Source organism: Chryseobacterium geocarposphaerae, from assembly GCF_002797535.1.
GTDB classification, from domain to species: domain Bacteria; phylum Bacteroidota; class Bacteroidia; order Flavobacteriales; family Weeksellaceae; genus Chryseobacterium; species Chryseobacterium geocarposphaerae.
In genome coordinates this window covers 861,956-882,554 of the sequence record NZ_PGFD01000001.1, presented here as the reverse complement: position 1 = coordinate 882,554, position 20,599 = coordinate 861,956, and the positions used below count along the sequence as shown (strand labels likewise).

The following is a 20,599-nucleotide window of genomic DNA, read 5'->3' as shown; positions in this document are numbered from 1 at the left end:
ATAAATTAATTCGTTTTTTGCTTTTAAAATTCAGAAATTTGCAATCATGAGCATTCAGGAATATTATAATACAATAAAAAGCCAGCTTCCGGCACATGTACAGTTGGTTGCTGTATCCAAAACACATCCGGTTTCAGCAATTCAGGAAGTCTACGATTTAGGTCAAAGAGTCTTTGGTGAGAATAAAGTTCAGGAAGTAATGGAAAAATATCCGCTTCTTCCTAAAGATATTCAATGGCATCTGATCGGGCATCTGCAAACCAATAAGGTAAAATATATTGCCGAGTTTATAGATACAATCCAAAGTGTTGATTCTGAAAAATTAATGTTAGAAATCAACAAAGAGGCAGCAAAGTACGATAGAAAAATTAAAGTTTTACTTCAGGTAAAAATTGCTGAAGAAGAAAGCAAATTTGGATTAGAAACTAATGAAGCCAGAGCTTTATTCCAAAAATATACCGACGGAGCATTTTCAAATATAAAAATTACAGGATTAATGGGAATGGCAACATTCACCGATGATGAACAGCAGATCAGAAAAGAATTTTCAATATTAAAAAGTCTTTTTGATGAGCTGGATAAGCAAAAATCTTTACAAACATTATCAATGGGAATGAGTGATGACTTCCCTATTGCGATAGAATGTGGCGCTAATTCGGTAAGAGTCGGTTCTGCCATTTTCGGAAGAAGAGATTATACAAAATAGATCATTTAGGTATGGTTTTTGCTAATAATTCAATCAAAAATTTCTAAATTTGCAACTATGCAAAAAATCCTTATCGTAGAAGACGAAAAAGCAATATCGGGAGTTCTTCACAGTATCCTCTCAGATGAACTTACTGATTATGAATTTGTAATCGCTGAAGATGGCCTTGAAGGCTATAAACAGGTAGAGAAAGAAGACTTTGCATTGGTAATTTCTGACATCAAAATGCCCAAACTTTCGGGAACTGAGCTTTTAAAGCAAAGTTTAGCACTAAAGCCTGAAACTACTTTCATTATGATTTCAGGGCACGCAGATATTGATTCTGCAGTTTCCTGTTTAAAGGAGGGTGCTTATGATTTTATTTCCAAGCCTATAGACATCAACAGACTGATTACAAGCGTTAAAAATGCTTTAACGAAAGAGTCTCTGAAGAAAGAAAATAAAAACCTTCAAACCGAAAATAAAACGCTTAAGAAAAAAGTAAGCAAAAAATATCAAATGATCGGCCAGTCTGCAGAATTACAGAAGATTCAGGACATGATTGATAAAGTTGCTGTTTCTGATGCCAGAGTTTTAATCACAGGTCCCAACGGGGCCGGAAAAGAGCTTGTAGCGCATGCTATTCACAATCAAAGTGAGAGAGCAAAAGGCCCGATGATTGAAGTAAACTGTGCTGCCATTCCTTCTGAACTTATAGAGTCTGAGCTTTTTGGCCACGTAAAGGGATCTTTTACAGGGGCTATCAAGGATAAACAAGGAAAATTTGAACAGGCTAATGGAGGTACTATTTTCCTGGATGAAATTGGTGATATGAGCCTTATTGCTCAGGCAAAAGTATTGAGAGCATTACAGGAAAGCAAAGTTTCTCCTGTAGGAAGTGACAAAGAAATAAAAGTTGATGTAAGAGTATTGGCAGCAACCAATAAAAATATGCAGAAGGAAATAGAAGCAGGAAGATTCAGAGAAGACCTTTACCACAGACTTTCTGTGATCGAAATTTATGTACCGCCATTAGATGAAAGAAAAGAAGACATCAAATTACTGGTTGAACATTTCTCAGGAATGATCGCCGATGAGCACGGTACCGCAACAAAAAAATTCGATGATAAAGCGATTGAAGCCCTAAAAGCGCTTTCATGGACAGGAAACATCAGAGAATTAAGAAATGTTGTAGAAAGGTTAATTATTTTAGGTGGAAGCACTGTGTCTGCCGAAGACGTTGCAAGTTTTGTAAGGAAATAATGTAGATTATTACTTAATATAAATTATAAAAATTGCAGTATCATTTGTTACTGCAATTTTTTTTTGAACTCAAACTACAAACTATATGAATTTTAAATTATGAGCTTTTTAAATAAAAAATATACGAAAGAAACTTTAGCACTTGCCTTACCCGTAATGTTGACCCAGGTAGGACAGGTCTCGGTCAATTTATTTGACAACATCATTGTAGGAAAACTATTGGGAGCAGATGCATTAGCTTCCGTATCTTTAGGAAATGCGGTTTTTTTCTCCATGTTTGTTCTGGCATTGGGGTTTTCATTTGCAATTCCTCCATTGGTTTCCGAAGCCCATTCACAGCATGATCATAAGACTATCAATTCGGTTTTCAGCCATGGCTTTGTTATTAATATGTCTGTGGGGATTATTTTAATGGGAATTTTGTTTTTGGGAATGCCACTACTCTATCATTCTGGGCAACCTGCTAAAATTATTCCTGATACAGTAGATTTCTTAACGATTATGGCGATCAGTATTGTTCCGTTTATGGCGTTTCAGACCTTAAGAGAGGTTTCTGAAGGTTTATCCTATACCATCGGAGTAACAAAGGCTACTATTATTGCCAATGTCATTAATATTGTTCTTAATTACGTTTTTATCAAAGGGCTTTGGATATTTCCGGAGATGGGAGTAAAAGGATCTGCACTGGCAAGTTTAATTGCCCGTATTTTTATGGTGGTATTTCTTTATATTGTCTTGTTGAAAGAACCTAAAACAAAGCAGTATATTAAAGCCTTTTCTTTAAAAGTTGAAGTTTTTTCAAAGAAAATGTTTGATAAAATGGTGAGATTGGGACTTCCTACTGCACTTCAGATGTTTTTTGAAGTTACTGCTTTTGCAGGAGCAGCCTTTATATGCGGATTGATTTCGGCACATGATATTGCTTCTCATCAGATTGCTTTGAGCATGGCTTCATTTACTTTTAACTTATGTGTAGGGTTTAGTGTTGCCTCCACGGTAATGATCGGGAGAAAGCTGGGTGAACAGAACTATGTAGAGCTAAGGAAAGTCGGGATCAATAACCTGAAAATAGCTTTTATTTTCATGTGTATTTGTGGGATCGTCTTTATCTTAGGCAGAAATATTCTTCCTACTTTTTTTACTAAAAAGGAAGAGATTGAAGTGATTAGTCTGGCTTCGAAACTTATGATTATTGCAGCATTATTTCAATTGTCAGATGGAATTCAGGTAACTGCATTAGGAACACTGAGAGGGTTACAGGATGTAAAAATACCTTCTATATACACATTTATTGCGTATTGGCTGATTACAATTCCTTTGGGGTATTTTCTTTGTGTGACCTTAAAAATGGGAGCATTCGGAATGTGGATCGCTTTAGGATTAGGACTTACTATTTCAGCATTGTTTCTCGTAAAACGATTCCTAAATATGTCTGCAAAAAAAATAAAATTAAATCCATAAAAATAATAAACGGTCCTTTTAAGGATCGTTTTTAATTAAAACCCATTATTATTCAGAGGATTAAAAAATACTACGAAAGATTAGTAGTTGTTGATGAATCAAAATTATTTTGTTAATGGCGATCAATAAAGGAAAGTTTAAATTTTAAAAATCAATATTTATTGAATTAATTGGAAATATTGTATGATTTTCACCGAGGTTTAGATTAATTTTACAGAAATTATTTACAAGTATTTAAATGAAATCTAAAATTATTTCTGCACTACTTATTTTAAGTATTTCAAAAGTTTATTCTCAGAAAAACAATTACATTTTTACAAGTGATATTGACCATTATTGGGAAGCATACGACCAAATCAAAAAAACTGATGACAACAATAAAAAACATCAATTAATCAATACTTTATACATAGATAAAGCTTCTGACGGTTTAAAATCTTTCATGAAAAAGAGAGACCTTACCGACAGTCTCTTTGTTAAAAATATTGAAAAATTGCCTAAATTCTGGAGTTCAATACGAAATTCAACCCTACAGATAAATGGCGAGCAAAAAAAGATTGAAAAGCACATCAGAAAGCTCAAGAAAATTTATCCTGAACTCAAGCCTGCCAACATTTATTTTATCATTGGAGGATTAACATCAGGCGGAACAACCAATTCTGATATGGTATTAATCGGTTCTGAAATTTTAGTTGGTAATCCTAATACGGATACTTCTGAATTAAGTTCTGCTTGGCTTAAAAATACTTTTAAGCATAGGAAATATTTAGATGTTGTTTTTCTTACTGTACATGAATACGTTCATACAAATCAGAAAGACGGCTATGTGAATCTTTTAGGACATTCAATAAGAGAGGGGTCGTGTGATTTTATTGCTGAACTTGTTTTGGGAAAGCCTATTAAAACATCTTATATTGAATACGGAAAATCGAATTTATCTAAGGTAAAAGAAGATTTTAAAGCTGAAATGTATTCTAACCGTAGTGATAAATGGCTTTATAATGGTAAAATATCGGAAAATCCTGATTTGGGGTATTTTATAGGGTATGAAATTTCAAAATCATATTATCAAAATCATCCCGATAAAAAACAGGCAGTAAAAGATATTATTGAATTAGATTTTGGCAGTGAAAAAGCCATTGATGAATTTGTGGAAAAGTCTAAATTCTTTGGCAATACAATCAATAAAGGCGAAATTATCAAAAAATACGAGGCGAATATGCCAAAGGTTGTAAAAATTGAGCCTTTTGATAATCAGAGCAAAAATGTAGATCCTGAAATTAAGCAAATTAAGATTACTTTTTCGAAGAAAATGAAAAATGTTTCTTTAAACTTTTCAAAGAATGGTAAAGAACATTTTCCGCTTCAGAAAGAACTTGGTTTTGAAAATGATAAAACCACACTTATTCTGGAAACCGTTGCTCTTAAACCGAATACAACATATGATTTTTATATCACCAATCGAAATACTGAGTCTGAAGACGGATATCAATTTGGAACTGCTGAATATAAAATAGAATTTACAACGCGACCTTAAGATTTATATATTTTTTTAAAAAGATTTTAGCAATTTTAAAGCTGAATTCCACCGTGACCTAAATAAGTTAAGAGCGCATCTTACAAATCTTCAAAGCTGGTGTTTGCATCAGCTTTTATTTTTGAATTAATTTTTCCATTATTCTAATCACTAATCCTTTTTCCTAATATTTTCAACGTTCGTTCTACTCCATCCAATACAGCTACATTAGGAAGTGTTCCCCAATCTTCAAAGCCAAAATGTCGGAATAATTTTAAACTCGGCTCATTATGCAGGAAAATAAAGCCTAACAAAGTTTTAACTCCCAATTTTCCGGCATTATCAATACAATGTTGAAGAACTTTCTTACCAAAGCCTTTTCCTCTGCTGCTTTCATCCATATAAATGCTTATTTCCACAGTTCCGTTGTAAGCAGGTCTTCCATAAAATGAAGAAAAGCTTACCCAGCCCACCACATTATTTTTATCATCTTCAATCATCCATAGAGGCCTTTTTTCAGGAGAATGTTCATAAAACCACTTATAACGGCTTTCTACAGAAATCTCTTCCGTATCTGCTGTCACCATTCTGGATGCAATCGTTGAATTATAGATGTCTACGATTCTTGGTAAATCTTCAATGGCTGCATTTCTGAACGTTAATTCTTCCATTCTACGATCCTTTTTTGCAAAGATACGCGAAGATTTGAGTTCTATTGCAGCCAATTATTCATCGCGTTCTTTCTCCTTTAATTCTTTAAAAGCCCTGTTTAAACTTCTTACAGTAATTCCCAGATAAGCCGCCATATCCTCTTTTGAAATTTTCATTTCTTTGGACTTTACTTCGAGAAGTTGGGACAGAGTATGTTCTGTAGTATGCAACTGCTGGTAAGAAGCTCTGCTTGATGTATTGAAGATGCGGTCTGCAAAAACATCAAGTAATAAATTATTCAGCGTCAGATCATTTTTAATTAAAGACTGGAAATATGGAATCGTCATCGAATAGACGGTAACTTCTGTAATGGCTTCAATACTGCAAAGACAGGGAACGTTTTTAATAACCTCTATTTCCCCAATAATTTCTCCTTTTCCCAAAAATTCTACAATGTATTCCTTATCGTTTTCTTCAACAAAAAAACATTTCGTAATTCCACTTTTGATAAGCATTATTTTAGTGGAAACTTCATTTTGCGTTAAGATCTTTTCTCCTTTTTCAAAAGACTTTAACACAATCTTATCTTTATGATCCTGATTCTCATAAAGCTTTTCTAAATAATCTAAAAAGGGTTGGTTGGTACGTAACATATTTTGCCGGGACAAATGTCCTTTTCTGTTTTGTTTTTTATACTGATTTTTGTGAGCGAAAATTACAAAAACTAAAGTAAACTAAATATGAATAATAATATAACTGTTATTGCTTTTGATGCAGATGATACTCTTTGGATCAACGAGCCCTATTTTCAGGAGGCTGAAAAGGAATTTTGCATCTTATTGGAAGACTATCTTCCACAACATTCCGTTTCCCAGGAATTATTGAAAACAGAAATGAATAATCTTCATTTATACGGATATGGGGTAAAAGGATTTATGCTGTGCATGATTGAAACGGTAAGCAAAGTTTCTAATGGTACAGCTCCTTTATCACTGATTAATAAAACGATTGAGATCGGTCACAAACTTCTTCAAAAACCCATTGAGCTTTTAGATGGAGTTACTGAAACTTTAGAACATTTAAAAGGTAATTACAGATTGGTTGTTGCCACAAAAGGAGATTTACTGGATCAGGAACGTAAGTTAAAGAAATCAGGGTTACAAGAGTATTTTCATCATATTGAAATTATGAGCGATAAAAAAGAAAGTGATTATCAAAAGCTTTTGAAACATCTCGATTGTAAACCTGAAAACTTTTTAATGCTCGGGAATTCTATTAAATCTGATATTTTGCCCGTTTTAGAAATTGGAGGATCTGCCGCTCATATTCCGTATCACGTAACCTGGGTGCATGAACAGCATGATCTTAATATAGAACATTCCAATTTTATGGAACTGGAAAAGCTTAATGATATTTTGGATTATTTATAAAAAAACTCGCTCAAAAAGAACGAGTTTTTTATTATGATTTATATTATTTCTTCAGACATTTTTCCAAGAACTGATCCTGTTCCCAAAGCAAATGTAAAATATTTTCTTTGGCAGCATATCCGTGAGCTTCTTTTGGAAGAAGAACCATCTTTACAGGAGCTCCCAAATTTTTCAGTGCCTGGAAATATCTTTCCGTTTGCAAAGTAAAAGTTCCGGGATTGTTATCTGCATCCCCATGAACCAACAATAATGGCGTTTTCATTTTATCGGCATTCATAAATGGAGACATAGCATTGTATATTTCAGGAATATCCCAGTAATTTCTTTGCTCGCTTTGGAACCCAAATGGAGTGAGTGTTCTGTTATAGGCTCCACTTCTTGCGATTCCGCAGGCATAATCTTTAGAATGGGTCAAAAGATTGGCTGTCATAAATGCACCATAAGAATGACCTCCTACTGCCACTTTATTTCTGTCAATATATCCTAACTTATCTACTGCGTCTATTGCTGCCCTTCCATTCGCTACCAATTGAGGAATGAAGGTGTCATTCGGTTCTGTTTTGCCTTCTCCGATAATCGGGAAAGCGGCATCGTCCAACACAGCATATCCTTTTGTGGTCCAATACACAAACGAGCCGTAATATGGGAAAGTAAAGTCATTCGGGTTTTGCGTGCTCTGTCCTGCTGTGTTTTTGTCTTTATATTCTGTAGGATACGCCCAAATCAATAAAGGAAGTTTTTCTTTCTTAGCTTTTCTGTCATAATTTGCGGGCAAATAAAGCGTTCCTGAAAGGGTCACACCGTCATTTCTCTTATAGGTAATCACTTCCTTATAGACATCTTTTATGCTTTCAAAAGGATTGGCAAAGTTGGTTACCGATTCTGTTTTATTAGATTTGATATTACGTCTAAAATAGTTCGGATATTGACTCGCGGATTGTTGTACCGTAAGGATTTCACCTTTGGACGGGTTCAAGATATCAACTATTTCTTCTTTTTCATTCTTTAGATTGGAAGTATATAATCGTTTTTTCTGCAAAGTTTTAATATCCATTTCATCAATGAAGGGATGCTGTCCGTCTTTTGTAAAGCCGGCTCCAATTAAATAGGCTTTACCGCCTTTTAAGTCCAGAACTGTCCTTCCAAATTGATTTTTAGTGGTGTTAAAATTCCCCGGATCACTGTAAACATCCTGATAATTTCGGTCATCAATCACTTTAGATTCATTGGTATTAAGATCTACCAAGAAAGATTTGGTATTTCTGGTATCGTACCAAGATTCATGAACAATTGCATAATGATCATTCGTCCAGCTTACATCTTCATATCGTTGTTTTGTTTTGAAGAAAGACTTCGGAGCGGCACTGAATGGCGCTTCCCAAGTGAAAATTTCGTCTCTGTATTCTGCAGTTTTTGACTGATCTCCTCCATCCAAAGCTTCTGCATATACCAAAGTTGCAGGCATATCGCTTCTCCACCCCATATCTCTTTTTCCTGTTCTTACTGAAGAAAATCCTTTCGGCATAATTTCGTTCAATGGAGTTTCATTAACTATTTTAACCACATTTCCATTGCTATCATAAACCGTTGTAGTCATTGGAAACCTGCTTAAAGGAACGATATAAGAGAACGGTTTTTTAATCGTTGTTGTCATTAAGTAGTTCCCGTCCGGTGAAAAGCTCAATCCGGCGTACATATCTTTTTCTTTTATTTTATTCAGGTTTCCATTAAGGTCAACTTTATAAATATCCGAGGATGTAAGGATTTCAAAATTCTTTTCATCCTGAGGGTTTTTCAGAAGATCCTGATAGGTTCTGTTCTGAGAAACTTTTCCATCTGAAGTAGAAACAATGGGACCGGTTGGCAGATCTTTGCTGGAATCAATTAAAGTTCCCCTATTCTGTGGCAACGTTTTGATCAGTAGATACTGAGAATCTTTATACCAAACATATGGCGAACCTAAATTAGCATTCAGATTATCTGTTGTGATTTTTTTTGCAGTAGCTGTTTCCAGATCAACAATCCAAAGCTCTACTCCTTTGCCGGTTGTATTGGTAAAAGCAAATTTCTTTTCATCCGGAGAGAAAGAAGTATAAGCAATTTTAGCATTCGAAGGCAGGTTCTTTACCTGAATTTCATTTTTCTCAGCCGTTTTTCTTACTTTAAGGTTATTCAGATACGTAATACTGCTTGAAATATTGGTAACTGGATTAATTCTCAGTCCTCCCAATTTCATTTCCTGCTGGCTTAAATCTTCAAGAGTTTTATAAGTCGGACGGTAGGTGAAAACAATCCAGTCTTTTTTGCTGTTCATTAAAACACTTGGTGGTCTTTCATAATCAGCCAGTTTTAAAATTTCCGGTGAAGGTTTTTGATAGGTAATATTTTCCTGCGCATTATAGAAATTAAGAAACGCAAGAAGACAGATTGTTAGCTTTATCTTCATTATAATTTCATTTTTCACGAATTTAATGAATTTAATGAGATAAAAAAAGCAGGAAAGATTTCCTGCTTCTGCTATTTTTATACTAAAGATTACCAATCTGAAGACCTTTTTCTTTTTTCGATCATATAATCTACGGAGATTTTACCGGCTCCAAAAGAAATAATCAATAAATAGACAGAAAGATATAATAAGCTTAATTCTCTTTTCTCAAATAAATCTGCTCCGTGTACAATAAAAGCTGCAATGGCCATTGTAAAAATTAAAAAACCGGTAGCAAATCTTGTAAAAAGTCCTAAAATTATAAGAATGGAACAAACAAACTCTGCAAATACGGTTAAAATTAACGAAATTTTAGGTCCAAGTCCTATGAAGTCAAAAAACTTTATTTCGCCACCTTCCAACAATTGCTGAAGTTTGGGAAAACCATGAGATAGCATTGCAAAACCGATAAATATTCTTACAACTAATAAAACTAAGTCTACATAGATAGGAGTAGTTTTCGAGTTTGAGTAGCTCATTCAATATTAATTTAATTTAAAGATAATAAAAATCTTCTAATATAACGATGAATATTGAATTTTTAGTCTATCTGTATCCGAAGTTTTTAAGATCCCTGTCGTTTTTTCGCCAATCTTTTTTCACTTTTACAAAAAGATTCAGGTGGATTTTTTTGGCAAAGAACTTTTCAAGATCCAGCCTGGCTTCCGTTCCCACTTTTTTTATAGCTTCCCCTTTATGGCCGATGATAATCCCTTTCTGAGTATCCCTTTCTACATATATAATCGAATCAATGAAAATAATGCCTTCTTTTTCCTTGAACATTTCTGTGACCACTTCTACTGAGTATGGAATCTCTTTTTCATAATTCAAAAGAATTTTCTCTCTGATGGCTTCGTTTACAAAGAAACGCTCCGGTTTGTCTGTGTACATATCTTTATCATAATACGCAGGGTTTTCCGGCAGCATTGATTTTAATTTCGGAAGAATAACATCTGTATTAAAGGCATTCAATGCAGAAATAGGTAAGATTTCGGCTTTAGGAATTCTTTCATGCCATTCTGAAACCAGTTTTTCCAATCCTTCCTGATTGGTCTGGTCTACTTTATTTAATAATAATAGAACAGGCACTGGAATTTTATTCAGCTTATCAATTAAGAATTCTGAAGGTTCTGCTTTATCCGTTACATCAACAATAAAAAGGAAAACATCGGCATCCTGTAAAGAATCTTTCACAAAATCCATCATTTTTTCCTGTAAGCCATATTTAGGATCCAGAACTCCGGGAGTATCTGAAAATACGATCTGAAGGTCTTCTTCGTTATAAATTCCAAAAATTCTGTGACGTGTTGTCTGAGCCTTTTGGGTAACAATTGCCAGCTTCTCTCCCATTAACTGGTTGAGCAGTGTAGATTTTCCGGCATTGGGCTTTCCAACTATATTTACAAATCCTGCTTTGTGCATAAAAATTATATTACGGACTGCAAAGTTACTAAAACAAAACCGTCTTTCCCGATTAATAGAAAACTTCTCTGTAAAAACTGTTAAATAATTATTCTATTTCACCGAATCTTTATGAATGAGCTTGGCTTTAAAGGTAACTCTTTCACTATTTTTTTTATAACAGGTGATTTCATCATCAATCAATTTTATGATTGTTTTTGCCATATCTTTTAATGGTTGCTTAACGTAAGTAAGCTCGATCGGGAAAAGCTCATAAGCTTCTGCTTCATCAAAGGTAATCATCGAAAGATCTTCAGGCACTTTAATGTGATGTTTAATAAAATAGCTCATTCCAGCAATTCCAAGCTTATTACTTGTAAAGTAAACGGCTGTTCGCTTAGAAAGATCGAGCTGCTTTTCAAGAGCATTATGTATTTCTTCTTTTCTGTTCTCCATTCCTACCAAAACCTTTTTGTAGCTGATTCCGCTTTCCGGAAAATGTTTTTCAAAGCCGTATTGTCTGTCCAGAAGATGGGGAACCTCAGTATTGTATCCTACATAAAGGATTTCCTCAAAATTTTTAGCTTTCAGAAAATCAAAAACCTGCTCGGAGACTTCAAAATTATTCACCAGAACACCCGGTAAATGAATATCCTTAAGATAACGGTCAATGGTAACCACAGGATATTCATCTTTAATTAGTTTTTTCAGAGTATCATTAGAATCTATAATTGGAGCTACAATCATTCCGTCAACCTGGTGCTCAGCAAAAAGTTCCGTTAATTGTTTGAATTTTTCAGGGTTTTCATCGGAACTTCCGATAAGAAGAGTATATCCCAGTTTTATGGCTTCATCTTCAATGCATCGAGCCATTGTAGAATAAAATCCATTTGAAATATCGGCTAAAATTAGTCCTATCAGTTTGCTTCGGCTCATTTTTAAGCTTTTAGCAATTTTATTAGGAACATAATTGATAGAATCTGCAATTTCTAAGATTTTTTCTTTAGTTTGTTGGCTTATTCTACTGCCTTCTTTTTTATTAAGGACATAAGAAACTGTTGCAACAGAAACACCTGCGATTCTAGCGATATCTTTTATGGAAGCTCTTTTCATTATATAGTTTAAGGAAAAACAAAAATATTCGATTAAATTATTAATAAACAACAGGAATTTTCTTTGAGTATTTAATAAATAATTGTACTTTCGCAAATTTTAAAAACCTCTCCTTCCCCACAATTAAATACTTAATAAACACCTATTTACAAATATAATAAAAAATCATTATTTTGATAATAAGCCAGAAGGCGACATCCGTATTTTTAAAATGTCTAATTTACCTTAAACGTTTATCTTCAATTATTGTAAATATTTTTTTTAATTCTTTTTAAAAACTAATATTTTTGATGATATTGAAGTCCTTATTATGAATATTGATGAAATCCTAAACAACATCTATCCTCTTCCAGATTCTTCCCGGGAAAACTTAAAAAAAAATATTACAGAAGTCTCCCATTCAAAAGGAACCTGCTTAATGGAAGCGCAAAAAATCGTTCCCTATATTTATTTTGTTAAAAAGGGAATTGTACGTGCCTATGCATCTACTGAAGATAATAATGATATTACTTTTTGGTTCGGAAGTGAAGGAGAAACTGTTATTTCGATGAAAAGCTATGTGGAAGATAAGCCGGGATATGAAAATATAGAATCATTGGAGAATTGCGATTTATATAAGCTGGAAACCATTCGTTTAAAAGAGCTGTTTAACCAGGATATTCATATTGCCAACTGGGGAAGAAGATTTGCAGAAAAAGAACTAGTAAAAACTGAGGAGTTAATTATTTCCAGACAATTTAAAACGGCATTAGAACGCTATAAAGATCTTATGAGGGACAAGCCCCATCTTTTAAAACGTGTTCAACTTGGTTATATTGCTTCTTATCTCGGAATCACCCAGGTCAGTCTGAGCCGTATCCGGGCTGAAATCAAATAGGATTTTTAATAAAATGTAGCTTAAATTTATTTTGTTTTTTAACAAATGTAAAATGTAAACTCTGATGAAATCCTGAACTTTGCAGCAGAAAACAATGAAAATGAATTGGATTATTTTAATTATCGCAGGATTATTTGAAGTTGCATTTGCCTCATGTTTAGGTAAGGTAAAAGAAACAACAGGAACTCCCATGTATCTTTGGTTTACAGGATTTTTGATCACGATGACCATCAGTATGGTATTATTGATCAAAGCTTCACAAACTCTGCCTATTGGAACCGCATACGCTGTATGGACCGGAATTGGAGCTGTAGGAACCGCATTAATGGGGATTTTCTTTTTTAAAGACCCGGTAAGCTTCTGGAGGGTTTTCTTTATTGTTACCTTAATCGGCTCTGTGGTCGGACTGAAAGCAGTTTCTCATTAAATTTAAAGATGATTTTCCATAATTAAAGTAAAATACGACCGTTTTCAGTCTATGAAAGCGGTTTTTTATTGATCAGATGCATTTTTTATTCTAAATTTGATAAAATTATTAACCATGAAAAAAACTTTATTCCTTTTATTTTGCAGTATATTTTTATCTGCTCAAAACTCGGAGCTTTTTACCAATGATTGGTACATTTCACAGATTGTAACCAATGGACAGACGGTAACGACTCCTTCCATGGCAAATGCCCTTTCTCCATCAGCATTTATTCAAAATAACCCTAATTATTACTTTGCATCTAGATATTTTAATACCGCACAAATAAATATTACATTTTCCGCTACAGTAAATAGCTTCACTAAAATCGGCGGAGGCTGTACATTAGCCGATTATTGGGGAGTAAATATGACAGCCGTTCAGGAATATGACCAAAAAAACTGCGATTTTTATATAAGTTATGCTCTACCAGGAACAATTTATACTTATCAGATTTTAACTAACGGAACCTCAAAAACTCTTATTGTCACAAACCCTTCCGGAACTCAGGTATTTATAACAACTCTTTATTTTTAGGAATAAAAGAAACTACTCTTAAGAAAACATTTACCATCTACCCCAATCCTGTGAACGATTTTTTAATCATTGAAAATTTAGAAAAAAATTTAAAGGTTAAAATTTATGATATGTCTGGAAAGCTCCTGTTTGAAACATTATCTCCTGATAAAGCCTTAAAAGTAAATACGACCGATTTTCAAAAGGGACATTATATTTTAAGTGTGGAGAATTTCAAACCTGAATTGTTTATCAAGAAATAGATTTTCAGCTTCAGTCAATAAAAAGTGGCTTCAAAATTTGAAGCCGTTTTTTATTTTTTAGAAACTACAGGTAAGATTTCATTGTGTCTTAATCCGTATTTTTTAATTTCTTCTTCTGAGAATTTTTGAGAGTAAAAATTAGCTTCTACTACAAAACCAGCTTTTCGCAAGCGGTCAAAATAATCCATCCCGTACCAACGAACATGATCATATTGTCCGAAATGTTTCTGACGTTCTTTAGGATCTTTTATGGAGAAATCTTCATAGGTTTTTTCTAAAGAATTCTTCATCGGAACCTGTAAAATCCCCCATCCTCCCGGCCTTAAAACCCGGTATAATTCACTCATCGCTTTTGCATCATCTTCAATATGTTCCAGAACATGGTTACAGAAAATAACATCAAAGCTTTCATCAGCAAAAGGAAGGTCTAAAATGTCTGCCTTTACATCTACAATCGGAGAAAATAAATCTGCAGAAATATAATCCAGATTGGTCATTCTCTTGAACTTTCTTAAAAATTCCTGTTCAGGAGCAATATGCAAAACTTTGTAGTTCTTAGTAAAGAAATCTGTTTCGTTCTGAAGATACAGCCACATCTGGCGGTGTCTTTCTAAACTTAAAGTTCCCGGAGACAATGCATTTTCACGCTGTTTTCCATATCCGTAAGGAAGAAACTTACGGTAGGATTTGCCATCAATAGGATCATAAAACTTGTTTCCTTTAAAAAACTGATAAATAAGCGGACGTGCCCAAATACTCATTTTTATAAGTAAGGGACGCGGAATTTTATTTAATAAAAGCTTCGTTACTTTTTTCATTAAAAATCCAATTGGAATGGCTTTTCTTCATCACTTACAATACCTAAAGCATCATAAATATACTGGAACGTGGAAAGCAATACAGGTTTTCCGTTAATGACCGCCACGTCATGCTCAAAATGGGCAGAAGGCTGATTATCCAACGTTGTTACTGTCCAGCCATCATTATGGAATTTTACTTTTTCTGTTCCAAGGTTGATCATCGGTTCGATAGCAATGGTTAAACCGTCTTTGATTACTTTTCCGCTTCCCTGTCTTCCATAGTTCGGAACCTGTGGATCTTCATGCATTTGTCTTCCTACACCATGACCAACAAGCTCTCTTACCACGCCGTATCCTTCTTTTTCACAATGAGCCTGAATCGCGTGAGAAATATCCCCGATTCTTTTTCCTCTGATGCATTGCTCAATTCCTTTATAAAGGGATTCTTTAGCTACTTTAAGTAATTTTTTCGTTTCAGGTTTTACTTCACCGATCTCGAAAGTATAAGCGTGATCTCCTACGAAACCATTTAAAACAGCTCCACAGTCAACAGAAAGCACATCTCCTTCCTTAATTTCTTCTTTGCTGGGAAAACCATGAACCACCTGTTCGTTTGGTGAAATACATAGTGAATAAGGGAACCCCCCATATCCTAAGAATGCAGGTTCTGCACCGTGATCTTTAATAAAATCGTGCGCTAACTTATCTAAATACAAAGTGGTAATTCCCGGTTTGATTTCTTTGGCCAACATTCCTAATGTTCTTGAAACCAACTGGGCACTCTGCTTCATAAGACGTAGTTCGTCTATTGTTTTTAATTGAATCATTTTTATTTTAGCTGTTAGAGATTAGAAGTCAGAAGTTAGTTTTATTCTAAGCTTCCAATTCTAAAATTGTATTCGGATCATAAATTATAAATCATATTAGGCTAAACATTAAAAACTGATTTCTAATATATAGCTTCTAACTTCTATAATTCTACCAGAATAATCCTTTTTTCTTTTCCTTTTTTAGTTTTGAATACGCCAAGACCTCTTTGCCTTCTACACGGAACTCTATTCTTTCCTGAATGATGTTATAGATCTCTCCCCATCCCGGAAAACCACCTATATTTCTGTCATCAATAAACCAATCTGCATCTAGTTTTCTGGATTGTGTTTCCTGATCAAAAACCTCTCCTTCAAAACTGGAATTAACGGCATAAAATTCGATTCCGTTTTTTCTGCAAAATTCTACAGCCTCGTCCAAAGTCTTTCCGTGTCTGTATGTCCACAAAATAAGTCTGTACCCTTCAGCCTGAAGTTTTTTTAACGTTTCAAAAGCAAAAATTTTCGGTTTTCCAATCGCCGGATACGCATCATCTACAATCGTTCCGTCAAAATCAACCGCAATTTTTTTATTATTCATCATTTCGATTATGATTTAGATTTGCAAAGATAAGAAATAAAAAGAGTGCTAAAAAATACTTAGCACTCCTAACTTTATAATTAAATGAATATGGAACTAACTTTTCACCCAATTGAACTGGAATTGTAAGTCAGGTGTTGAAATTCTGTCTGTAATTTTCTGAAGTCTTGCAGGAAGTTTCATTAAGTATTCCTGGGCTTTTTCAGCTTTTTCATTAAGACCTTTTACATGTTCAATCTTCCATTCATCCAACAAATCTTTTAATATATTGATATAATCCTGTCCTGTGTACACCATGCATCTTTGGGCAGCATCTGAGAAATGTCCCCAAAGCTCTCCTGCTTTCTGACCAGACTGTCTCATCATGTGAGCAGGCATAACGATTTTTTTACGCATCATGTCTTCAAATGCCAAAATCATTTCAGAAGGATCAATTTCCAAAATTTTTGCAACGAAATGCTTATAAGCTTTTGCGTGTCTTGCTTCATCGGCTGCAATTACTCCACACATTTTAGCTAATTTTCCGTTCCCGGACTGTTTTGCCAATGTACCTACCCTTCTGTGAGAAATATTGGTTGCTGTTTCCTGAAAACTGGTATATACAAAATTTCTATACGGATCCATGCTTGTTCCTAAATCGAAGCCGTCATTAATAAGATATTGAGTAGTAATTTCTACTTCTCTCATATTCACTCTTCCACATAGATAAAGGTATTTACCTAAAAGATCTCCGTGTCTGTTTTCTTCAGCAGTCCATGCTCTTACCCAGTTTGCCCATCCGATTTCTTTTTCTTCCTGATCAATTCCGTCTACTCCCATTAACCAAGATTCGTATGATGGTAAAGCTTCTTCTGTGATACAGTCTCCAATTAATGTTACGAACAGATCGTAAGGCATTTCACGTGCAAAAGTCTGGATTTCTTCTAGGTCATGTTTAAAATCTTCACTTGAAGGATCCGGAAGGTAGTCTGATGGTTGCCAGATTTTTTCAATCGGCGTTAAAAATTTATCCAGAAAAGAACTTACTTCTTTTCCCAAAATTCCCATGACTTCTTTCCTTACAAGCGTTTGATACATTATATGAATTTAAATTTAATTTACAAAGATATGATATTATTTATTATTTAAGACATAATATTATGTTAACTCTTTCTGATATTAATCATAAAAAATGCCATTATTAAAGCAATAACGGCATTTTTTTGATAATATTATTATTCTTAGCTTACTAAAATATCTCCCGTCATAGTTTCCGGAGCATCTATTCCCATTACTTTTAAAATAGTCGGGGCCACATCTCCTAATTTTCCGGGTTTCAGATTCCAGGTATGGTCTTTATCCATTACGATAAACGGAACAAGGTTAGTAGAATGCTGTGTATTTGGAGTTCCATCCGGGTTAATCATTACATCAGAGTTCCCGTGGTCAGCCAAAATAAAAACGGCATAACCATTTTCATAAGCCGCTGTAGCTACTTTTTCGATACAAGAATCTACAACTTCCGCTGCTTTTACTGCTGCCGAAAAAACTCCGGTATGACCTACCATATCTGTGTTTGCAAAATTTAAGCATACAAAATCGGCAGTTCCGTTTTCCAGTTCAGGAACGATAGCATTGGTAATATCATAAGCAGACATTTCCGGTTTTAGATCATAAGTAGGAACATCTTTCGGACTCGGACAAAGTAATCTTCTTTCTCCTACAAACTCTTCTTCACGCCCTCCTGAGAAAAAGAAGGTAACGTGAGGATATTTTTCAGTTTCAGCGATTCTGATCTGTGTTTTATGATTTCTTTCCAAAACTTCTCCCATAGTGTCATGTAAAACCTCTTCATCGAAAACAACGTGTACATTCTGGAAAGTCTTATCATAATTCGTTAATGTAATATAATAAAGATTAAGTTTTCTCATGAAATATTCCGGGAAATCCTTTTGAGAAAGCACTTCTGTAATTTCACGACCTCTGTCTGTACGGAAATTGAAACAGATTACCACATCATTATCAATAATTTTAGCAACCGGAACTACATTTCCTGTTTCCGTTGTATTGACCAGAATAATAGGTTTAATAAACTCATCCGTTACATTATTATCATACGATTTCTGAATCGAAGCCAAAGCATCTGTAGATTGTTCTCCAACTCCTTCTACCAATGCATCATAAGCCAGTTTTACACGTTCCCATCTTTTATCTCTGTCCATGGCGTAATATCTTCCGACAACGGTTGCAAGTTTTCCTGTAGTAGACTCCATATGATGCTGAAGTTCTTCAATAAAACCTTTTCCGGAATGCGGATCGCAGTCACGTCCGTCTGTAAAAGCATGAACGAAAACATTTTCATTCAATCCAGATTCATGAGCTGCTGTTAAAAGACCTTTAAGGTGATTGATATGTGAATGTACTCCTCCATTGGAAACTAATCCGATAAAGTGTACTTTTTTATTCTCTTTTTTAGCGTATTCAAAGGCATCCTGAATGATTTTTTCCTGTCCCAGAGTTCCGTTTTCAACCGCCATGTTCAGTTTTACCAGGTTTTGATAAACGACTCTTCCTGCTCCCAGATTCATGTGACCCACTTCAGAGTTCCCCATTTGTCCCGCCGGTAGACCTACCGCCAAACCACTCGCTTCAAGCGTTGTATGAGGGTAATTTTTAAGACAGTTATCTATAAATGGTGTGTTTGCTTTATCAATTGCTGAAACGTCCGGATTCATTCCCAATCCCCATCCGTCAAGGATTGCCAATATTGCTTTTTTCGACATTATGTAAACTTTTGTAGTACAAATTTATTTATTTTGAAATGAATGGAAGAATTTAAAAAGATCTATTTATCTTTTTCACTCTTATTCATACTATGAAAACTCGAGAAATAAACTTTCTTTTTATATTTTAGCAAAAGTCTTAATTATTAATTTAATTTTTAAATTATGCTAACAGAAAATTTACAAAAAAAATATAACCTAATTAAAGAGTATGCAGAAGGTGGTCAATCAGTAACTTTTTTAGTTGAAAAAGATAGTATAAAGTATATTATTAAAATACCAAAATCTGTATCACTTTCAAAAGAAAGACGATTTAGATTAGAAAGAGAAATTAAAGCACTAGAATTGATGAACGGATTTGGTGTTCCAAAACTTCATGATTACTCCAGTGAAGAAGAGGTATACATAGTAATGGATTTTATTTCAGGGCTAACATTAAACGAATTTGTTGAAAAAAACACTCTTGATCTAAAAACCAGTGTTTTAATAGTTACATCATTATGTGAAATAATAGAAGAAGCTCATAAGATCGGACTATATCACAGAGACCTTAAACCAGACAATATAATTATAGAAAATACTACTAATCGTCCTTTTATAATTGATTTTGGAATATGTTGGTTAGATGACAATTCTTCTTTCAAAACAAAAAAGGGAATTGAACTCGGTAATAGATTTCTAAGACTCCCAGAACTTGCAAAAGGAACTGATGTCACTGTTTCTGCATCAGATATAACATTTTTAGTTGGTATTTTATTTTATTTAGTCACTAAACATCAACCAAACATATTATTAAATGAAGAAGGTTTACAGCCACATAAGAGGTCTGAAGTTAGAGATTTAGAAGTTCTTTCAAATAATATATTAAAAAAAATTTTTGACAAAGGATTCACATATGAAGTTTCTTTGCGGTATTCAACCGCTAGTGAACTTAAAGAAGATTTAAATAAAATATTATTACCAATGACAACTGAAAATTTGGATTTTGATGCTTCAAAAAAACTTGATGAACTATTTAATGATGAATTTTATAAAAAGAAAAGAGCAAATATTGAAATCATCAAGGAATGTCATAATTTATTTTTAAGTAATTATCAACAGTCACTTAATGCCTCTTTAAATTATGGTGGAAATAATGCTAATTTTAGTGAAGAGACTAGATCTGTCGAAACAAGTATGTTTGTAGTTCAGCGTGGAACAAGTGAACCGAATGTTCGGTTTTATCTTGTTTCAAAATTTAATGATAATTTTGACATTGTATATTTAACCTATGGTACAGAAACTTTTAATGATCAGGTTAGTCATACAATTAAAGAAACTACAAAAATGGAAACACTATACCCAGAAATTGGAAAATTACTCGCGGAAAATACAATGAATGAGTTATTACCTAAAATTCAATCAGGATTAAGATAATATTTATCTTTAATTTAAATTTTTAATATTTTTCTTCAATTATAACTAAAACAAAATTCAATAAAAGTGTATATTTAGAATTTTATT

At 33.8% G+C, this 20,599-nt stretch carries 21 protein-coding genes; 10 read left to right on the top strand and 11 right to left on the bottom strand.

Annotated elements, in window-relative coordinates; genetic code table 11:
* The first annotated feature begins 46 nt into the window (after positions 1–46).
* The 4 genes from CLV73_RS03830 to CLV73_RS03815 all read left to right on the top strand — a co-directional run bounded on the left by CLV73_RS03830 (position 47) and on the right by CLV73_RS03815 (position 4,946).
* On the top strand, positions 47–706 hold the full coding sequence (locus tag CLV73_RS03830) for a YggS family pyridoxal phosphate-dependent enzyme (RefSeq protein WP_100375543.1): 660 nt from the start codon (positions 47–49) through the stop codon (positions 704–706).
* A 57-nt stretch (positions 707–763) separates the two neighbouring features.
* A complete protein-coding gene (locus CLV73_RS03825) occupies positions 764–1,948 on the top strand; it encodes a sigma-54-dependent transcriptional regulator (RefSeq protein WP_100375542.1) in 1,185 nt (394 codons plus the stop codon).
* A gap of 99 nt (positions 1,949–2,047) precedes the next feature.
* Complete coding sequence (locus CLV73_RS03820) at positions 2,048–3,409, top strand: MATE family efflux transporter (protein ID WP_100375541.1); 1,362 nt, start codon at positions 2,048–2,050, stop codon at positions 3,407–3,409.
* Positions 3,410–3,647: 238 nt separating this feature from the next.
* A complete protein-coding gene (locus CLV73_RS03815) occupies positions 3,648–4,946 on the top strand; it encodes an Ig-like domain-containing protein (protein WP_100375540.1) in 1,299 nt (432 codons plus the stop codon).
* Between the two features lie 143 nt (positions 4,947–5,089).
* Here CLV73_RS03815 and CLV73_RS03810 read toward each other — a convergent pair whose 3' ends face one another.
* Both CLV73_RS03810 and CLV73_RS03805 read right to left on the bottom strand, forming a co-directional pair.
* Positions 5,090–5,596 carry a GNAT family N-acetyltransferase gene (locus CLV73_RS03810; RefSeq protein ID WP_100375539.1) on the bottom strand — a complete coding sequence of 169 codons (507 nt, stop codon included), beginning with the start codon at positions 5,594–5,596 and terminating at the stop codon, positions 5,090–5,092.
* A 54-nt stretch (positions 5,597–5,650) separates the two neighbouring features.
* Entirely contained in the window at positions 5,651–6,229 is a 579-nt protein-coding gene (locus CLV73_RS03805) for a Crp/Fnr family transcriptional regulator (protein ID WP_100375538.1), read from the bottom strand.
* An 87-nt stretch (positions 6,230–6,316) separates the two neighbouring features.
* Here CLV73_RS03805 and CLV73_RS03800 point away from each other — a divergent pair, with 87 nt between their 5' ends.
* Positions 6,317–7,006 (top strand): HAD family hydrolase, encoded by a 690-nt coding sequence (locus CLV73_RS03800; protein ID WP_100375537.1) that lies wholly within the window; start codon positions 6,317–6,319, stop codon positions 7,004–7,006.
* A gap of 43 nt (positions 7,007–7,049) precedes the next feature.
* On the opposite strand, the gene CLV73_RS03795 is transcribed toward CLV73_RS03800, so the two are convergent.
* The 4 genes from CLV73_RS03795 to CLV73_RS03780 all read right to left on the bottom strand — a co-directional run bounded on the left by CLV73_RS03795 (position 7,050) and on the right by CLV73_RS03780 (position 12,005).
* Positions 7,050–9,452 (bottom strand): alpha/beta hydrolase family protein, encoded by a 2,403-nt coding sequence (locus CLV73_RS03795; RefSeq protein WP_100376981.1) that lies wholly within the window; start codon positions 9,450–9,452, stop codon positions 7,050–7,052.
* An 89-nt stretch (positions 9,453–9,541) separates the two neighbouring features.
* Entirely contained in the window at positions 9,542–9,970 is a 429-nt protein-coding gene (locus CLV73_RS03790; protein WP_100375536.1) for a DoxX family protein, read from the bottom strand.
* 67 nt (positions 9,971–10,037) lie between these two features.
* Complete coding sequence (gene era / locus CLV73_RS03785) at positions 10,038–10,913, bottom strand: GTPase Era (RefSeq protein WP_100375535.1); 876 nt, start codon at positions 10,911–10,913, stop codon at positions 10,038–10,040.
* 93 nt (positions 10,914–11,006) lie between these two features.
* Entirely contained in the window at positions 11,007–12,005 is a 999-nt protein-coding gene (locus tag CLV73_RS03780) for a LacI family DNA-binding transcriptional regulator (RefSeq protein WP_100375534.1), read from the bottom strand.
* A 310-nt stretch (positions 12,006–12,315) separates the two neighbouring features.
* Here CLV73_RS03780 and CLV73_RS03775 point away from each other — a divergent pair, with 310 nt between their 5' ends.
* The 4 genes from CLV73_RS03775 (at position 12,316) to CLV73_RS03760 (ending at position 14,127) form a co-directional block, all read left to right on the top strand.
* The gene (locus tag CLV73_RS03775) at positions 12,316–12,882 is read left to right on the top strand and encodes a Crp/Fnr family transcriptional regulator (protein ID WP_100375533.1); all 567 of its coding nucleotides are present in this window, start codon (positions 12,316–12,318) and stop codon (positions 12,880–12,882) included.
* A 100-nt stretch (positions 12,883–12,982) separates the two neighbouring features.
* Positions 12,983–13,309, top strand: a complete 327-nt coding sequence (locus CLV73_RS03770; protein ID WP_100376980.1) for a DMT family transporter — start codon at positions 12,983–12,985, stop codon at positions 13,307–13,309.
* A 114-nt stretch (positions 13,310–13,423) separates the two neighbouring features.
* A complete protein-coding gene (locus CLV73_RS03765) occupies positions 13,424–13,885 on the top strand; it encodes a hypothetical protein (RefSeq protein ID WP_100375532.1) in 462 nt (153 codons plus the stop codon).
* A complete protein-coding gene (locus tag CLV73_RS03760) occupies positions 13,861–14,127 on the top strand; it encodes a T9SS type A sorting domain-containing protein (RefSeq protein WP_100375531.1) in 267 nt (88 codons plus the stop codon). The genes CLV73_RS03765 and CLV73_RS03760 overlap by 25 nt, the downstream gene beginning before the upstream one ends.
* Before the next feature lie 50 nt (positions 14,128–14,177).
* On the opposite strand, the gene CLV73_RS03755 is transcribed toward CLV73_RS03760, so the two are convergent.
* The 5 genes from CLV73_RS03755 to gpmI all read right to left on the bottom strand — a co-directional run bounded on the left by CLV73_RS03755 (position 14,178) and on the right by gpmI (position 19,096).
* The gene (locus tag CLV73_RS03755; RefSeq protein ID WP_100375530.1) at positions 14,178–14,945 is read right to left on the bottom strand and encodes a class I SAM-dependent methyltransferase; all 768 of its coding nucleotides are present in this window, start codon (positions 14,943–14,945) and stop codon (positions 14,178–14,180) included.
* Positions 14,945–15,754, bottom strand: a complete 810-nt coding sequence (gene map / locus CLV73_RS03750) for a type I methionyl aminopeptidase (RefSeq protein ID WP_100375529.1) — start codon at positions 15,752–15,754, stop codon at positions 14,945–14,947. The genes CLV73_RS03755 and map overlap by 1 nt, the downstream gene beginning before the upstream one ends.
* A 151-nt stretch (positions 15,755–15,905) precedes the next feature.
* Entirely contained in the window at positions 15,906–16,337 is a 432-nt protein-coding gene (locus CLV73_RS03745) for a BT0820 family HAD-type phosphatase (protein ID WP_100375528.1), read from the bottom strand.
* A 93-nt stretch (positions 16,338–16,430) separates the two neighbouring features.
* Entirely contained in the window at positions 16,431–17,411 is a 981-nt protein-coding gene (locus CLV73_RS03740) for an acyl-ACP desaturase (RefSeq protein WP_100375527.1), read from the bottom strand.
* A gap of 143 nt (positions 17,412–17,554) precedes the next feature.
* Positions 17,555–19,096 (bottom strand): 2,3-bisphosphoglycerate-independent phosphoglycerate mutase, encoded by a 1,542-nt coding sequence (gene gpmI / locus CLV73_RS03735; RefSeq protein ID WP_100375526.1) that lies wholly within the window; start codon positions 19,094–19,096, stop codon positions 17,555–17,557.
* Between the two features lie 165 nt (positions 19,097–19,261).
* Between gpmI and CLV73_RS03730 the strand changes: the two genes are divergently transcribed.
* Positions 19,262–20,512, top strand: a complete 1,251-nt coding sequence (locus CLV73_RS03730; protein ID WP_100375525.1) for a serine/threonine protein kinase — start codon at positions 19,262–19,264, stop codon at positions 20,510–20,512.
* The last annotated feature ends 87 nt before the right edge of the window (positions 20,513–20,599 follow it).

Bases quoted from the DNA above. Each gene is read 5' to 3' on its own strand.
- CLV73_RS03830 (WP_100375543.1), top strand. From the start codon at position 47: ATGAGCATTCAGGAATATTATAATACAATAAAAAGCCAGCTTCCGGCA.
- CLV73_RS03825 (WP_100375542.1), top strand. From the start codon at position 764: ATGCAAAAAATCCTTATCGTAGAAGACGAAAAAGCAATATCGGGAGTT.
- CLV73_RS03820 (WP_100375541.1), top strand. From the start codon at position 2,048: ATGAGCTTTTTAAATAAAAAATATACGAAAGAAACTTTAGCACTTGCC.
- CLV73_RS03815 (WP_100375540.1), top strand. From the start codon at position 3,648: ATGAAATCTAAAATTATTTCTGCACTACTTATTTTAAGTATTTCAAAA.
- CLV73_RS03810 (WP_100375539.1), bottom strand. From the start codon at position 5,596: ATGGAAGAATTAACGTTCAGAAATGCAGCCATTGAAGATTTACCAAGA.
- CLV73_RS03805 (WP_100375538.1), bottom strand. From the start codon at position 6,229: ATGTTACGTACCAACCAACCCTTTTTAGATTATTTAGAAAAGCTTTAT.
- CLV73_RS03800 (WP_100375537.1), top strand. From the start codon at position 6,317: ATGAATAATAATATAACTGTTATTGCTTTTGATGCAGATGATACTCTT.
- CLV73_RS03795 (WP_100376981.1), bottom strand. From the start codon at position 9,452: ATGAAGATAAAGCTAACAATCTGTCTTCTTGCGTTTCTTAATTTCTAT.
- CLV73_RS03790 (WP_100375536.1), bottom strand. From the start codon at position 9,970: ATGAGCTACTCAAACTCGAAAACTACTCCTATCTATGTAGACTTAGTT.
- era (WP_100375535.1), bottom strand. From the start codon at position 10,913: ATGCACAAAGCAGGATTTGTAAATATAGTTGGAAAGCCCAATGCCGGA.
- CLV73_RS03780 (WP_100375534.1), bottom strand. From the start codon at position 12,005: ATGAAAAGAGCTTCCATAAAAGATATCGCTAGAATCGCAGGTGTTTCT.
- CLV73_RS03775 (WP_100375533.1), top strand. From the start codon at position 12,316: ATGAATATTGATGAAATCCTAAACAACATCTATCCTCTTCCAGATTCT.
- CLV73_RS03770 (WP_100376980.1), top strand. From the start codon at position 12,983: ATGAATTGGATTATTTTAATTATCGCAGGATTATTTGAAGTTGCATTT.
- CLV73_RS03765 (WP_100375532.1), top strand. From the start codon at position 13,424: ATGAAAAAAACTTTATTCCTTTTATTTTGCAGTATATTTTTATCTGCT.
- CLV73_RS03755 (WP_100375530.1), bottom strand. From the start codon at position 14,945: ATGAAAAAAGTAACGAAGCTTTTATTAAATAAAATTCCGCGTCCCTTA.
- map (WP_100375529.1), bottom strand. From the start codon at position 15,754: ATGATTCAATTAAAAACAATAGACGAACTACGTCTTATGAAGCAGAGT.
- CLV73_RS03745 (WP_100375528.1), bottom strand. From the start codon at position 16,337: ATGATGAATAATAAAAAAATTGCGGTTGATTTTGACGGAACGATTGTA.
- CLV73_RS03740 (WP_100375527.1), bottom strand. From the start codon at position 17,411: ATGTATCAAACGCTTGTAAGGAAAGAAGTCATGGGAATTTTGGGAAAA.
- gpmI (WP_100375526.1), bottom strand. From the start codon at position 19,096: ATGTCGAAAAAAGCAATATTGGCAATCCTTGACGGATGGGGATTGGGA.
- CLV73_RS03730 (WP_100375525.1), top strand. From the start codon at position 19,262: ATGCTAACAGAAAATTTACAAAAAAAATATAACCTAATTAAAGAGTAT.